This is a genomic window from Paraglaciecola sp. L1A13 (genome assembly GCF_009796745.1).
Classification (GTDB): Bacteria; Pseudomonadota; Gammaproteobacteria; order Enterobacterales; family Alteromonadaceae; genus Paraglaciecola.
In genome coordinates, this window is sequence record NZ_CP047024.1 from 1,851,937 (window position 1) to 1,865,731 (window position 13,795).

General features: G+C 43.3%; 14 protein-coding genes. 5 read left to right on the forward strand and 9 right to left on the reverse strand.

What is annotated here, in order from left to right:
- Nucleotides 1-237: 237 nt before the first annotated feature.
- Nucleotides 238-510: a hypothetical protein gene (locus GQR89_RS07760; protein ID WP_199271387.1), complete on the forward strand. Its 273-nt coding sequence runs from the start codon at nucleotides 238-240 to the stop codon at nucleotides 508-510.
- A 199-nt stretch (nucleotides 511-709) separates the two neighbouring features.
- Here the strand turns inward: GQR89_RS07760 and GQR89_RS07765 are convergent, their stop codons facing one another.
- The 4 genes from GQR89_RS07765 to GQR89_RS07780 all read right to left on the reverse strand — a co-directional run bounded on the left by GQR89_RS07765 (nucleotide 710) and on the right by GQR89_RS07780 (nucleotide 7,095).
- Nucleotides 710-1,792, reverse strand: coding sequence for an endo-1,4-beta-xylanase (locus tag GQR89_RS07765; protein ID WP_158772185.1), 1,083 nt, complete (start codon nucleotides 1,790-1,792; stop codon nucleotides 710-712).
- A gap of 796 nt (nucleotides 1,793-2,588) precedes the next feature.
- Nucleotides 2,589-3,614 carry an IS110 family transposase gene (locus tag GQR89_RS07770; protein ID WP_158769517.1) on the reverse strand — a complete coding sequence of 342 codons (1,026 nt, stop codon included), beginning with the start codon at nucleotides 3,612-3,614 and terminating at the stop codon, nucleotides 2,589-2,591.
- A 244-nt stretch (nucleotides 3,615-3,858) separates the two neighbouring features.
- On the reverse strand, nucleotides 3,859-5,583 hold the full coding sequence (gene poxB / locus GQR89_RS07775; protein ID WP_158769518.1) for a ubiquinone-dependent pyruvate dehydrogenase: 1,725 nt from the start codon (nucleotides 5,581-5,583) through the stop codon (nucleotides 3,859-3,861).
- 618 nt (nucleotides 5,584-6,201) lie between these two features.
- Nucleotides 6,202-7,095 (reverse strand): LysR family transcriptional regulator, encoded by an 894-nt coding sequence (locus tag GQR89_RS07780; protein ID WP_158769519.1) that lies wholly within the window; start codon nucleotides 7,093-7,095, stop codon nucleotides 6,202-6,204.
- A 156-nt stretch (nucleotides 7,096-7,251) separates the two neighbouring features.
- Between GQR89_RS07780 and GQR89_RS07785 the strand changes: the two genes are divergently transcribed.
- Nucleotides 7,252-7,752 (forward strand): lactoylglutathione lyase family protein, encoded by a 501-nt coding sequence (locus tag GQR89_RS07785; protein ID WP_158769520.1) that lies wholly within the window; start codon nucleotides 7,252-7,254, stop codon nucleotides 7,750-7,752.
- Between the two features lie 64 nt (nucleotides 7,753-7,816).
- Here the strand turns inward: GQR89_RS07785 and GQR89_RS07790 are convergent, their stop codons facing one another.
- Nucleotides 7,817-8,701 (reverse strand): LysR family transcriptional regulator, encoded by an 885-nt coding sequence (locus GQR89_RS07790; RefSeq protein WP_158769521.1) that lies wholly within the window; start codon nucleotides 8,699-8,701, stop codon nucleotides 7,817-7,819.
- A gap of 151 nt (nucleotides 8,702-8,852) precedes the next feature.
- On the opposite strand from GQR89_RS07790, the gene GQR89_RS07795 reads away from it, so the two are divergent.
- Nucleotides 8,853-9,527: a type 1 glutamine amidotransferase domain-containing protein gene (locus tag GQR89_RS07795; protein WP_158769522.1), complete on the forward strand. Its 675-nt coding sequence runs from the start codon at nucleotides 8,853-8,855 to the stop codon at nucleotides 9,525-9,527.
- A 136-nt stretch (nucleotides 9,528-9,663) separates the two neighbouring features.
- Here GQR89_RS07795 and GQR89_RS07800 read toward each other — a convergent pair whose 3' ends face one another.
- The 4 genes from GQR89_RS07800 to GQR89_RS07815 form a co-directional block, all read right to left on the reverse strand.
- Nucleotides 9,664-10,320: an energy-coupling factor ABC transporter permease gene (locus GQR89_RS07800; RefSeq protein ID WP_158769523.1), complete on the reverse strand. Its 657-nt coding sequence runs from the start codon at nucleotides 10,318-10,320 to the stop codon at nucleotides 9,664-9,666.
- A gap of 14 nt (nucleotides 10,321-10,334) precedes the next feature.
- Entirely contained in the window at nucleotides 10,335-11,144 is an 810-nt protein-coding gene (gene xthA / locus GQR89_RS07805) for an exodeoxyribonuclease III (protein ID WP_158769524.1), read from the reverse strand.
- Between the two features lie 345 nt (nucleotides 11,145-11,489).
- Nucleotides 11,490-12,476, reverse strand: coding sequence for an MDR family oxidoreductase (locus GQR89_RS07810; protein WP_158769525.1), 987 nt, complete (start codon nucleotides 12,474-12,476; stop codon nucleotides 11,490-11,492).
- A gap of 54 nt (nucleotides 12,477-12,530) precedes the next feature.
- Nucleotides 12,531-13,163, reverse strand: coding sequence for a TetR/AcrR family transcriptional regulator (locus GQR89_RS07815; RefSeq protein WP_158769526.1), 633 nt, complete (start codon nucleotides 13,161-13,163; stop codon nucleotides 12,531-12,533).
- 104 nt (nucleotides 13,164-13,267) lie between these two features.
- On the opposite strand from GQR89_RS07815, the gene GQR89_RS21705 reads away from it, so the two are divergent.
- Nucleotides 13,268-13,540, forward strand: a complete 273-nt coding sequence (locus GQR89_RS21705; protein WP_370461045.1) for a hypothetical protein — start codon at nucleotides 13,268-13,270, stop codon at nucleotides 13,538-13,540.
- The gene (locus GQR89_RS21710) at nucleotides 13,491-13,688 is read left to right on the forward strand and encodes a GNAT family N-acetyltransferase (RefSeq protein WP_370461046.1); all 198 of its coding nucleotides are present in this window, start codon (nucleotides 13,491-13,493) and stop codon (nucleotides 13,686-13,688) included. Before GQR89_RS21705 ends, GQR89_RS21710 begins: the two co-directional genes overlap by 50 nt.
- The last annotated feature ends 107 nt before the right edge of the window (nucleotides 13,689-13,795 follow it).

Genomic DNA, 13,795 nt, shown 5'->3' on the forward strand with positions numbered 1-13,795 from the left:
CGCTGTCTAAATCCTTCACATAAATCCTTAATATTGACTTCTTTAAAGCGCTACAATCGGTTGAATTAACAATCGATAAGACTTAGTAATGCCCGTATGTTTCAGGTGGTTTCAAAACCCATGTCACTTGCTATTTATCGAATATTGGTTAAGTTGGTATCAAGATTTACAGTGGAGAGCTTAGCGTGACTGAGGCTTTTACGTAATTAGCGTTACACTTACAAGGAGGGGTTCTAAGTGTCTGTTAAACTCAATCATTACGCCCAACCAATTGATACCAATGTTAAAACTTGTATTGAAGCTGGTTTTATTGAATTATTTATTGGACTTATTTGTGGCGCTTTTGCCTATTATACCTATGACCTAATACTTCCGCTGTTCGTGTCTACTGTGGTTATTGCAATAGTCTGTCTGCTGCTAACTATCTACAACATTTATGTGGTCATTCAGGCGCTTAAAGCGCAAAGGCGGAATCGAAATTTGCTCGAACAAACCAAGGATATTGAATAATTTAGCGTATAAATTGGTCGAATCAATCAAAGCTCAGGATTTTCGACGCCTCGGATCTTCGCCTTGTCCAACCATCGGACAAGGCGATCGGTAAATCGTATCACTGGTTTACGTGTATAGCAGACCGTTAGATTAGCTTTTATATTCAAATGCGAATAGCACCTTACCGATTGAACGACAACCCAGCTTGGCCTCCATGTTAGTCGGCTAGGTTTTGTACTGGCATACTCAACAGCGCATCATAAGCCACTTTCGGCTGATTGTTTCGATCGAATAAAAGAGGGTAATCGGTCCGTCCACGCATTGGCCAGTTATTACGCCAACTATTTGCATCATTTACTCCCCAGAATGTCACGCGAGAGATGGTTGACTGATGTTTTAAAAATAGTGCAAAGATATCTTTATAACGCTCGCCTAACGCGTCTTGTACTGCCTTTGGTAAGGCATCTGGGTAGGGGTTTAGTGTTTTTTGTAAGGCTAAATCTTGGCTAATATCGGCACCTTGTTCAGCTTCGCTGGGGAAAGGTAATACCGATACATCCAACTCGGTGATCATTGACTTTATGCCAAGACTAGCGAAAAGATTAAGGGCGTCATCTAACTCATTCAATGCTGGATGAGTGAGTGAATAATGCCCTTGCAAGCCAACGCCATGTATTTGAATCCCTTTGTCTTGCAACAACTTAATTAATTTTGCTGCACCCGCGCTTTTTTCAGGTTTATAAAGGTTGTAATCGTTGTAGTACAGTTCGGCATCAGGGTCAGCATCATGAGCATATACAAAGGCTTTTTCAATAAAGTCATCGCCGATGATTTGGCGCCATTTCGAGTCTCGTAGCGTGCCGTCTTCGTTTAATGCTTCGTTAACGACATCCCAACCTTTGATTTTCCCCTTATATCTGCCGACTACGGTGCTGATATGATGTTGCATTCGCGCCAACAATGCGTCTCGGGTTAAGGGCAGACCATGCTCATCTTCGAATACCCAGTCAGGTGTTTGGCTGTGCCAAACTAACGTATGTCCTATGGTAAACATATGGTGGGCAGCCCCGTAACGAACGTATTGGTCAGCCAAGGTGAAATCAAAGCTATCAGGTTTGGGGTGAATGCGTTCCCACTTGAGTTCGTTCTCTGGGGTGATGGTATTGAATTGCTGTTGAATTACGGTGTCGGTGTCTTCTTCACTTTGTTGGGCTTGAGCGCTATTGATGGCACTGCCCAATAGAAACTGATCCGCAAAATGTTCTTTTAGTGTCGATGCCAAGGTGATTGAGCTTACCATAAGCGATACAAATCCTAGGGCAATCGTAGCGCTTTTTGGTAGCAGATAAACGGGTTTCAACATAATCTATCTCGTTAATGAAGTGTTAATTATGCCTTTATAGTGAATGTAATAGATTGTTAAGACGATTATGTTTTTTGCTAATGGCTGGCTGTTATTTGCTGCCTTGATGCAACATGGTTTTAATTTTTTCGCTGACGTAGGCCATGCGATTATTGGGCTAGACTTGTGCGTGGCGACATAGATATAGGATTTCATTGACCGGATCTGCTAAGGGATGAATGCGAATACGGCTTGTTTATGAAATGTCCACGCCGCGTGCAATGGCAACACGCTAAACCCTAAGCCACAACAGACAGGCGCCAGAAAAAGGCTTATCTGACTAGAAAAGCCTCTGTCCTCAAACTGACTAGGGTGCTCGAATTGCGTGCAGTTTTTGCCCATAGAACTTATAAAACCTGTGAACTTACAAAGACATATATGGTCACTCCCGTGTTATCAACAGGTTTTCGTTTTTCTTTCACAAACGTTTAAGCGTTACGTTGTCATAATTGGCCTTTTCCAAACAGCTTTTGCATAAAATGAAATACGGTCTTGTGACATATATCCGGCATCTTTATGGCGATATTCATACTCGCCGTGCCCTCATGAGTTTCAATTGAAGTCTTATAAGCCTTTGCACCCATATTGCCTCGAAGGCAGTTGTCTTGCTGAGGTTCCAAATAAGACATAACCGTTTAAATCATCAATGCTTTTTACCGCTTAGTACTGTTATGTTTACTATGTGTGTTGCGTGTTATGCACATGCTTTTTTGACGTCAAATTCGACTTCTTTTGCCATGACTACCCAAATAATTCTTGCCAGTTTATTCGCCAATGCCACTACAGCTTTACAGCCATGCATGCGTTTTTTGATATGTTGTGCCCAGCGTCTCAGGTTGTCATTTGTTTTGTCGCACCAATTCAATACCGCCCGAGCGCCCAAAATTAACATTTTACGTAAGCTTTGGTTGCCCCGTTTGGTGATACCTCCCATGCGTGATTTATCCCCACTGGCATACTGTGCAGGGGTTAAACCAATCCAGGCAGCAAATTGCCGACCATTTTTAAAGACGTGGATATCGTTCACGCTGGCTAAGAATGTCGCAGCCACTTTAGCCCCGACACCAGGCACGTTTAATATACGTTGATAAGCCTTATTATCTTTGAGTAGTGAAATTAATATTCCATCCACTTCTTCTATTTGCGTCGTTAACGCCTGTACATTGTTATGTAAACGCTCAATGAAATGCCTGGCCGTAATACTCAATTCATTCTCAGCATCTTCTAGGATATCCGGCACATACTTTTTAAGCGCACCGTGTTTAACGGGTAAGACAATACCGTATTCAGCTAGTAGTCCTCTGAGTTGATTACTATCTCCAATTCTATTCTTGAGTAATCGTTCACGGATACGCTGTAGCGACTGAACGTCTTGTTGCTCAACAGATTTTATTTCAACAAAACGCACATTGGGTCGCCGTGCGGCTTCGGCAATCGCTAGCGCATCGTTGGCATCATTTTTATTGCCCCGCACAAAAGGCTTAACCACATGAGCAGGAATGCATTTTACCGTATGGCCTAGCGCCTTGAACCTACGACCCCAAGGGTTAGCTGAATAACAAGCTTCCATCACAACTAAGGTCGGCTCTATTTGGCGCAACTCATGGAGCAACTTATCTCTTCTTATTTGTTTATTGAATATCACATTGTTTTGCTCATCTAAGGCGCATAACTGGAACACATTCTTTGCTAAATCAATGCTAACTAGGTTACATTTCATCTCGGTCACTCCATTAATTGATTGATATTGCTTGATAACTTTTCAATCATGGCAGGTTTTAATGCCTTTGGAGTGACCATCTCAAGCACCTATTTTCTTGATTGCATCCGCCACAAGTTAGTCAAATAACCCTTTTGTTTGACCACAGTTGCCTGCTTAACGCTCAATATTTATTGCCAGATAAGACGGTGCACATCCTGTTTAAACAGAGGTTCGCGTGAGTTAGCCTAGCGAGGTGTGTTTGTTAGCGTAGCCAGTTCGTTTTGCTTAGCTCGATAATTTCATTACCTTTACCATTTATTAGTGCTTTCATCATGTAAACGCTAAAACCTTTAGCTTGTTCAAGCTTTATTTCCGGTGGCATCACAAGCTCTTGTTTTGCTGTGTCCACTTCAAGGACGACCGGCCCTGAATGCGTCATCATTTCGGTTATGGCGGCAGGTAATTTTTCTGGGTCGTCCACATGGATCCCTTTCAGACCACAGGCCTGAGCGATTTTGGCAAAGCTTGGATTGTCTAAGTCAGTATCGCTTGATAAGAAGCCAGCGGCTTTCATTTCCATGGCAACAAAGCTAAGAGAGCGGTTGTTAAATACAACGATTTTAATCGGCAAGTTAAGTTGCTTTAATGAGAGTAGATCTCCCATCAACATCGAGAATCCGCCATCACCACACATGGCAATCACCTGACGACTGCGGTCGATAGACTGCGCACCCATAGCTTGTGACAGTGCATTCGCCATTGAGCCGTGGTTAAAAGATCCAATTAAACGGCGTCGACCATTCATTGTTAAATAGCGGGCAGCCCAAACTGTTGGTGTGCCAACATCGCAGGTAAAGATGGTATTTTCCGCGGACTGTTCATCGATTAGACGTGTTAGGTACTGCGGGTGAATCAACTTTTGCGACGTTTTACCCGTTGCCAGTAGATCTAACTCTTTTCGGGAGCGCTGATAATTTTTCACACACTGGTTTAAATGCGCGCTAGAGCGCTCACCTGTAATCTGCTCGAGTAGTGTGGTCACGGTACTTTTAGTATCGCCCAATACACCACAATCAATCTGCACATGTCGTCCGAGCGATGCTGGTTGATTATCAATTTGCAAGATGATGCTATTTTCTGGATAAAAGGCTCGGTAGGGGAAACTGGTGCCTATCATCAGTAAGGTATCTGCTTGTTGCATAGCATGGTAGCCAGAGGAAAAGCCGATAAATCCCGTCATTCCTACATCGTAAGGGTTGTCGTATTCCAGAAACTCTTTACCGCGCATCGCGTGCACAATGGGAGCCTGAAGCTTAGCCGCTAAAGCAATAATTTCATCGTGGGCATCTTTACAACCAGCACCACACAGTAAGGTTACTTTTCGACTGTTGTTTAAATGAGTTGCCATGGCTTCGATATCAGCTAAAGCAGGGTTATACGTTGCGGGTTTTGGGACATTCCATTTTTGTTTAGTCGTTTCAGGCATCGCCTTCAGTGCGATATCACCCGGAAGCACTAACACACTCACATCATTGTGCAATATGGCTTGGCGCATTGCAGTTTCGAGCAGGTATGGCATTTGTTCAGGACTAGACACTAATTCACAAAAAACACTGCATTCTTTGAATAATTCTTGTGGATGCGTTTCTTGAAAATAATTGCTACCAATTTCAGATGATGGAATATGAGCTGCAATCGCCAATACGGGCACTTTATTGCGATGGCAATCGAACAGGCCGTTAATTAAATGAAGATTGCCCGGACCACAAGAACCTGCACAGACGGCGAGTTCTCCTGAGATATGTGCTTCTGCCCCAGCAGCGAAAGCTGCGGACTCTTCGTGGCGTGTTCCTAACCATTCTATTGTTCCCATTTTCCGCAGACTATCACTGATCCCATTAAGTGAATCGCCAGTGACCCCCCAAATACGTTTTACGCCGGCTTGCTCAAGGGTTTGAGTGATAAAACTTGCGATACTTTGACTCATAAAAAGACGCTCCTAATGATTGAAAGTTGATCGAAAATGCGCGGTGAAAATTTTTAACAAGTGAACATTAAAAATTAAGGTTCAATGATCATGCTCTTGAAGGTGTTATTTACAATGCTAGTCGCCGCTATTTTTTGTAAAGAAATATACGATTGTAACAATGCTTATCGTGTCATCTGAGATAAGGGCCAACATCAACAAGGCTAAGTTCATGAGTTTTCTTAGCGTATAGGTTTAATTGTCGCTAGCGGCCGGTGATTAGCTGGTTGTATTAAGTAAAAAACGAATCCTAATACACAACATGTGCTGCGCTGAGTCATAAACGGTTAGTGCGAACAGCGTTGCATAAATGGGATAAGATCAAGATGAACACGCTTACACGTGGCGTCGTTCATCGGGCAGAGTATTAAACCGTTCAACGAATAGGTCTTTACGATTATGAGTGAACAGGTGCTTTTCACGAGTAGGTCTTGGGTGAGTACAATTATTTTGGGCGTGCGAAAAAGAAGATTTTAACCTGCTCAACGCCGCGCGATTAAGGGGCCATGATGTTATCAAGTGTCTAATACCTAATACCTAATACCTAATACCTAATACCTAATACCTAGCGTTTACTGCCTAGTGCTGTGAATTATTTTTTGATTGTAAAACGGCTTTAATTTGCTTGCTGACATAGTGTAGGCGCTGGCTTTGCGTGACCTGCGCGTGACGACAAAGATATAAAGTTTCATTGACCGGATGTGCTAAGGGGTGAATGCGAATACGGGTTTGGTCGTGAAATGCCTTGGCTCCATGCAGAGGCAAAACAGTGAAGCCAAAACCGCGACTGACCGGCTCTAATATCAGGCTTATTTGATTGGAAAAACCTTTCTCTTGAAACTGAGTAGGGTGTTCGAATTGAGTGAAGTTTTTGCTCAAAAGCGCTTGGCAATGATGGTGCCCGTCTGGATGAGAAATAAAGCCCAATTGCTGCAAAACTTGCCAGTTAATATCTTGGGTGCGATTGTTTGTTACCAATACAAGCGACTCCTGGGCGATGGCATCAGTGAGTACCTCAGCAGTCGAACTGGGCTGGGTCATTATGCCTACATCAACTTGTCTTTGACTGACATCTCGTTCGATACTCTTGTTCGGCGCGAATGAGTGAAACACACTCAGCTTTGGATGTTGTTGTTGTAAGCCGAGTAAAAATGGATATAACGCTAGACCTACGCTACCCGGCGTGGCTATGCGTACTTGCCCACTAAATGGATCATCCTGCTTAATATTTTGCTCAAGTAATTCAGTCGCTTGTAATAACTTTCGACCATCGCGATGAAGTTGCATACCTGCGTCGGTCAAGGTGAAAGACTTACCATCACGAATGAGTAAGGGAGTGGCCAGTTGCTGTTCTAATTTTTTGATTTGCTGGCTAACGCCAGATTGGGTCATAAACAGAGCGTGGGCCGTTTGGGTAAAGTGACCCAAGTCCGCTAAGGTGCAAAATGTTTTTAACCAGATGGGATTTATCATAACGAAACGTACTTATATTCATTTTAAATCATAATTTTTCATACTTTATCATAAAGGATACAGTAGCGTCACTTGATGGATAAGCCATCAATCAGCTAGGGGATGCTTTATCCCATTGATAGTGCGCCATTAGACCCATTATTCAGGAGAGACATTATGACGAATCCTTATCCACGTACGTTTTCTCATATCGGAATTTCTGTTCCCGATGTTGAAAAAGCCGTTGAGTTTTACACTAAAGTCCTTGGCTGGTATTTGATTATGCAGCCAACAGAGATCGTTGAAGACGATAGCCCAATCGGTGAAATGTGTACCGACGTTTTTGGCGCAAACTGGAAGAAGTTCAAAATTGCTCATATGTCTACAGGTGATAGGGTGGGGGTTGAAGTATTTGAGTTTGCAAACCAGAAAGACCCAGAGGATAACTTTGAGTACTGGAAAACCGGTGTCTTCCATTTCTGTGTACAGGATCCCAATCTTGAAGAACTCGCAGACGCTATTGTTGCCGCCGGGGGTAAAAAACGTATGGCAGAACCTCGCTATTACTATCCAGGTGAAAAACCATACCGCATGATTTATATGGAAGACCCGTTTGGTAATATTTTAGAAATATACAGCCACAGCTATGAGTTGACGTACGCCGCTGGAGCCTACTAATACTCTTCAACAATAAGCCTAGGCATAGCGTTGATTCAACCCGTTTGGTCGTTAACAGGCGGGTTTACTCTTGCCAGTGAGCAAATTTTTTCAGTAAAAAATTAATCGCTAGGCGAGCCTTGGCTGGCAGAAAATTGCGATTAGCATAAACAATCCATGTGGCAATATCCCGATTCCAGAACGGTTCAAGAATGGGTACTAAGTTGCCATTTTTTAGCGCATCGCCATAGCTTGAGCGGGGCATATAGGCAATGCCTAGACCGCGTTCACAGGCTGATACCACACTGCGGCCACTGTTTGAACGCCATCTAGCATCCAGCTTTACCTCAAGTTGTTTTTCTTGGTGAGTAAAAAACCAGGTACTGTTGTTCGTCATTAGGCAGTGATGCTTAGGAAGTTCATCAGGGTGAACAGGAGTACCCTGTTTGTTGAGATAGGCTTGACTGGCAGCGGCAACCAAGGAGCGGTTGGTTAACTTTCGGGCAATCAAGTTTGAGTCTTTCATCGGCCCATATCGAATAGAAAAATCAAAGGCATCGTCGATGAAGTTGACCATTTGCGAATTGAAGTCCATTTCTATGGCTAGTTTGGGATGCAATTGAGCAAACTCCATTAGTAATGGGGCAATATGTTGCTCGGCAAATTCCCCCGCGGCTGAAACTTTTAAGGTGCCACTTAATTCTACCTGCTTATCGAATACGGTTTCATTGGCTTCTTGTAAGCCGTTCACTAACTCTTGGCAACGGCTGAAATAAGCTTGTCCCGCATCGGTTAAGCGCACTGTTCGTGTGCTACGGGCCAGCAGTGATACCCCAAGTTCTTTTTCCAAGGCAGCTACCTTTCGGCTAATGTGTGACACATTGACGTTTAGTTTACGTGCGGCGGCAGAAAATCCCTGTGTTTCAGCTACTGCCACAAACTCGATGATCCCATTGAAGCTAATACTCATATAACCGCTATTGATTATTGTAATGCGAGAAGACGATTATTGCATATTTGCAATAATCATTTGCTATTTATCGGGATTATCAAACATCCACCAAGGCGGTAGACTCTCTTCATCGTAAAGAGACCACTCAATTCAACACTAGGAGATACAAATGAAAAATGTACTTATTATTTTGACTAACCATGGCACGCTAGGAACAACTGACGAAGCTAACGGAACCTTCTCTCCTGAATTGACCCATGCATTACATGCATTTTTGGCAGCAGGTTATCGCTACGACTTGGTTTCTATCAAGGGCGGAAATGCACCGGTCTATGGTGTTGAAATGGACGACGACCAGATAAACAGCGATGTGTTCAAAGCTGAAGATCTGGCTACCAAATTAGCCAATACCAAAAAAGCCAGTGATGTGAACACAGATGATTATGATGCGGTATTTTATCCAGGCGGTTTCGGTTTATTATCTGATCTGGCCGAAGACGAAAATGTTGCGAAGCTAACGGCCACCTTGTTTGAGAATGGCGCAGTTGTGGGTGCGGTATGTCACGGCCCAGCAGGTTTATTACCGATTAAATTGTCTAATGGCAAATACCTAATTGAAGACATTATGGTGACCGGTTTCACTCGTGAAGAAGAAGTGGAATATGACACCATCAACAAAATCCCTTTCTTGTTAGAAGAAGCGCTGACGCGAAGAGCTGGCCAATACTCTAAAATCGCCCCTTGGGGAGAATATGTGGTTAAACAGGACCGCGTGATCACCGGCCAAAACCCTGCTTCAGCTGGCGCAGTTGGTCAAGCAATGGTTGAGCGTTTAGCCCAGTAAATTGACGCCAGCGGTAGACTGCGAATGCATCAACACTGACGAATTTGTTAATTTGGATCAGCATCTTTACTTGAAAATAAGAACCCGCTTTATAAGCGGGTTCTTTTGTTTCATGCAAGGTTGCTACCGGCAGAGCTTACTTTTGATCAATGTAATACTTTTCGTAGAAGGTATACACCCATTCAGGTTTATAAATAACCATTAGGGTCATGGTCATGCCATTGAGCATACCCTCTGGGAATAAGAGCAACCAAATTAGTACTAAATAATTGTCTTCAATGGTCAGCCAGTCGTATTGGCCGTCTAAATAAAAATACCCTCCGAGCAAATACATTTTCACAGCCATCATTAATGCACCGGGTAAAAAGGCACAAACGAAGATGTAGACAAACACATGACGAGATAATTTATGGAAGGCAAAACTATATATCAAATAGCTTAAGCCCAGCGGTGCTAACACGCCTAATAATCCGTTTACGCCTAGCATACGCCAGCTTTCTTCGCCTACCAGCGTAACTCCTACGAGCGCTAAGCAGGCACTGATCATCGCCCAGCGGAAGCCAAGTATGAGCATTAACGCGGTCAACCACAAAAAGTGTACCTGCAAGCCAGGGAAAATACCGGTTTGAAATATCCATAAAAAGAATACGCTGGCGGCACAACCAAACACCAAATGCTGGATTTTTTTGTCTTTAACTAACGTGCCCACTGATAAATTGCGCACAACTAAAGCCAGACAAGCTACGTATCCCACCCATGCAAGATACTGGATATTCGTGGTGTAATCTAACAAACTTGATTCCTCATTTATGGCTTATAAACCGCCCAAATAGGCGCATGGTCAGAGGGTTTTTCGATACCACGTAATTCGTAGTCGATCCCTGCATCGACTAATGTTTCATGCAGTTTTTTAGTCGCTAGGATCAAATCAATGCGCAAGCCGCGATTATCTAAAAAACCTTTAGAGCGATAATCAAACCAACTGAAACGTTCGTTTGTTTCTGGATTGAGGCTACGAAAACCATCAATAAAACCCCAATCGATAAGATCATTTAGCCATATACGTTCTTCTGGTAAGAAGCTGCATTTACCGGTTTGCAGCCACCGCTTACGATTTGGCTCACCGATGCCTATGTCTAAATCCGTATGAGAAATATTCACATCTCCCATAACTATGACGTTGTCATCTGGGGTGAAGTGAGTATTTAAATAAGTCGATAAATCTTCGTAGTACTTGCGCTTAGCAGGAAATTTCGTTTCGTGAGAACGATTTTCGCCCTGAGGAAAATAGCCGTTGAGTACGCGCACTGTTTCACCGTTAGGCATAGGGTAACTCACCATAATCATGCGTCGCTGTGCATCTTCTTCGTCAGTAGGGAAACCATATTGCACATCGGTGGGCTCTTCTTTACATAGCATAGCGACACCGTAATGGGCCTTTTGTCCATGAAAGTAAACTTTATAACCCATGGCTTCTACATCCGCGACCGGAAACATATCGTTGTGCACTTTGATCTCTTGAAGTCCGATTATATCTGGCTGGTGTTTGTCGATTAACGCTTGAAGTTGATGAAGGCGAGCACGTATGCCATTGATGTTGAAAGAAATTATTTTCATAGAAGGCCAATTATAATAAACACTAAAACGGCTGTTATCTTACCAGAGTCGGTAATGCCAATTCCATTATTTAATCTTTTTTATAAGAATAATACAGCGCTAAAAAGCACGTAAATGTCAGTCCTGTATTGCTTGAAGGTCGCGATAATTGCTTTGCAATAAAACGATGTAAAACCTAATTAAGATATTCCAGTGCTAACAGGAATAGGTTTGCTGGCACTTGGATTAGGTTTGGCGTCACGTCATCGTAGATATAAAATCTAATTGTACTCATCTATATTAGCTAAGGAACGATGCAAGGCGACATCGTTTTTATCTAAAAGCATTTTTAAATTAAAATACCAATCAGTTAGCCTGCACGTTAACAACAATGCGCCCGCGAACTTGGCCGTTAAGCAGATTTCCAGCAGCCTCAATGACTTGCTCTAAGTTTATTTCCTGAGCAATATTGTCAAAATCATCTGATTTAAGAATTTCTCCTAGACGTTGCCATGCCTCTTTTCTATCTGCAATAGGACGCATAACACTATCGATACCGGCCAACGTTATACCTCGCAAAATAAAAGGCGCAACAGATGCTGGAAAGTCCATCCCTTGGGCTAAACCACAAGCGGTGACAGTGCCACCGTATTTGGTGCTGGCACAGGCATTGACCAAGGTGTGACTGCCAACTGAATCAATCACGCCAGCCCATCGCTCTTTGGCTAAAGGTTTGCCTGGATTTGATAAGGTGTCTCGGTGAATGATGTCACTGGCACCAAGTGTCTTTAAATAGCTAGCTTCTTCCATACGACCTGTTGAGGCCACCACGGTATAACCCAATTTAGCGAGTATCGAAATAGCAAAACTACCCACACCGCCATTGGCACCGGTCACCAGTATTTCGCCTTGATCCGGTAACACGCCGTTTTTCTCAAGCGCGGTAACGCATAACATGGCTGTATAGCCTGCGGTACCAATGATCATGGATTGTTTTGGGGTAAATGCCGCGGGCAAAGGAATCAGCCATTCACTTTTTAAGCGAGCTTTTTGGGCTAAACCGCCACAATGGTTTTCGCCTACACCAAATCCGTTTTGGATCACCACATCACCAACATGGAATTGCTTACTGTTACTTTGCTCAACGATACCGACTAAATCGATACCTGGGATCATTGGGAACGCGCGCACAACCGGAGCCTTGCCAGTGATCGCGAGGCCATCTTTGTAATTCAGGGTGCTGTATAATACATTTACGCTCACATCGCCCTCTGGCAATACGCCATCGTCAATATCTTGTAATGCAGCGTGATAGCCTTGTTCGTCTTTGTTGATTAAAATACCCTTAAACATAAGTTCTCCAATTTAGACCGATCGTCTATTAATAATTAAAAAAAACCAAACCGCTTATTTTGGTAGTGCTTGTAAAAAATAATGTAAAAATAGCTGAAGAGGATGAGGACTTCGCACCAGCTTTGCTCGGCTGACGGCGCCTTCCCAGCCAATCCAAAAAAACTCTGCCAGTTGGGCACAATTAGAAGTGTTAGCGATGTCGCCCGTGATTTTCGCTTCATTCAAACAGGCTTCAAGTCGATGCTGCCAACCACAGAATATTGTGCTTAACTGATTGCGGAATGCCGCTGGCAATGCATCCACTTCTTGCCCTAAATTACCTACCAAGCAACCGCGCTTAAAATCATGACGCGCCATACCTTGTGCTGCGTCATTGACGAAATGTTCAAGACGCTCAATAGGCGTAAAGGCTTTATTTGAAAGATGTAACGCTAACTTATTAGAGAAATATACGTCGTAGTGGGCCAATACTGTTTCGCCAAAGGCTTCTTTGCTGGCAAAGTAATGATAGAAGGAACCTTTAGGCACACCGACTTTCTTCAAAATTGGTTCAATACCCGATGAAGCAAAGCCAAATTCGGTTAGGTGCTCAAGACCACTGCGGATAAGTTCCGCTTTGGTATCTTGATTTTCACGGGCCACTTTAGGCGGGCGACCACGTCTGGGTTTTACGGGTAATGTTTTCATAAATTTATATTAGACCGATCGTCTATTTAATTGCAATGATTATTTTTTATGCATAGGGTAACTGTTAAAAGGATGCATGTATGACGATAACAGCAGGAGGCAAAATGAATACTTCAGATTACAACGTGTTTGAACAACTGCCCACAGTGGAAGAGTTTTGCTCTTTGCGTAAACAAGCAGGCTGGGGCGATACAGATGCATATTTGGCTGAACTTAGTTTAGCGAACACCTTATACTGCGTATGCATTCGTCAGTCATCTCAATTGTTGGCAATGGGACGAGTCATAGGCGACGGCGCAATGTATTTTTTATCTTCAAGACATTATCGTGGATACGCACTTTCAAGGCCAAGGTTTGGGGAGCGCCATAATGATTAAAATCGAGACGTACCTGCACCAAATGGCTAAAAAAGGCGCGACCATTGGGTTGCTCGCAGCAACAGGAAAAGAGGCTTTTTATGGTCGTTATGGCTATATACCACGGCCCAGTGAAACTCTGGGCAATGGTATGTGCAAGTTTATATAATGCAGTGTGTTGGTCTGACAGTATCAGCTGCGCTTGTTATGTAATCGATAGAATCGTTTCTTATTTAACCAGTCCGTTAACCATTTCAACAGTGGGTATACTGTTTT

What these genes read in the sequence shown, in the direction of transcription:
- GQR89_RS07815 (WP_158769526.1), bottom strand. Translation starts at nt 13,163, where the DNA reads ATGAAAACATTACCCGTAAAACCCAGACGTGGTCGCCCGCCTAAAGTG.
- xthA (WP_158769524.1), bottom strand. Translation starts at nt 11,144, where the DNA reads ATGAAAATAATTTCTTTCAACATCAATGGCATACGTGCTCGCCTTCAT.
- poxB (WP_158769518.1), bottom strand. Translation starts at nt 5,583, where the DNA reads ATGAGTCAAAGTATCGCAAGTTTTATCACTCAAACCCTTGAGCAAGCC.
- GQR89_RS07780 (WP_158769519.1), bottom strand. Translation starts at nt 7,095, where the DNA reads ATGATAAATCCCATCTGGTTAAAAACATTTTGCACCTTAGCGGACTTG.
- GQR89_RS07810 (WP_158769525.1), bottom strand. Translation starts at nt 12,476, where the DNA reads ATGTTTAAGGGTATTTTAATCAACAAAGACGAACAAGGCTATCACGCT.
- GQR89_RS07790 (WP_158769521.1), bottom strand. Translation starts at nt 8,701, where the DNA reads ATGAGTATTAGCTTCAATGGGATCATCGAGTTTGTGGCAGTAGCTGAA.
- GQR89_RS07785 (WP_158769520.1), top strand. Translation starts at nt 7,252, where the DNA reads ATGACGAATCCTTATCCACGTACGTTTTCTCATATCGGAATTTCTGTT.
- GQR89_RS07795 (WP_158769522.1), top strand. Translation starts at nt 8,853, where the DNA reads ATGAAAAATGTACTTATTATTTTGACTAACCATGGCACGCTAGGAACA.
- GQR89_RS07765 (WP_158772185.1), bottom strand. Translation starts at nt 1,792, where the DNA reads ATGGTAAGCTCAATCACCTTGGCATCGACACTAAAAGAACATTTTGCG.
- GQR89_RS21705 (WP_370461045.1), top strand. Translation starts at nt 13,268, where the DNA reads ATGAATACTTCAGATTACAACGTGTTTGAACAACTGCCCACAGTGGAA.
- GQR89_RS07770 (WP_158769517.1), bottom strand. Translation starts at nt 3,614, where the DNA reads ATGAAATGTAACCTAGTTAGCATTGATTTAGCAAAGAATGTGTTCCAG.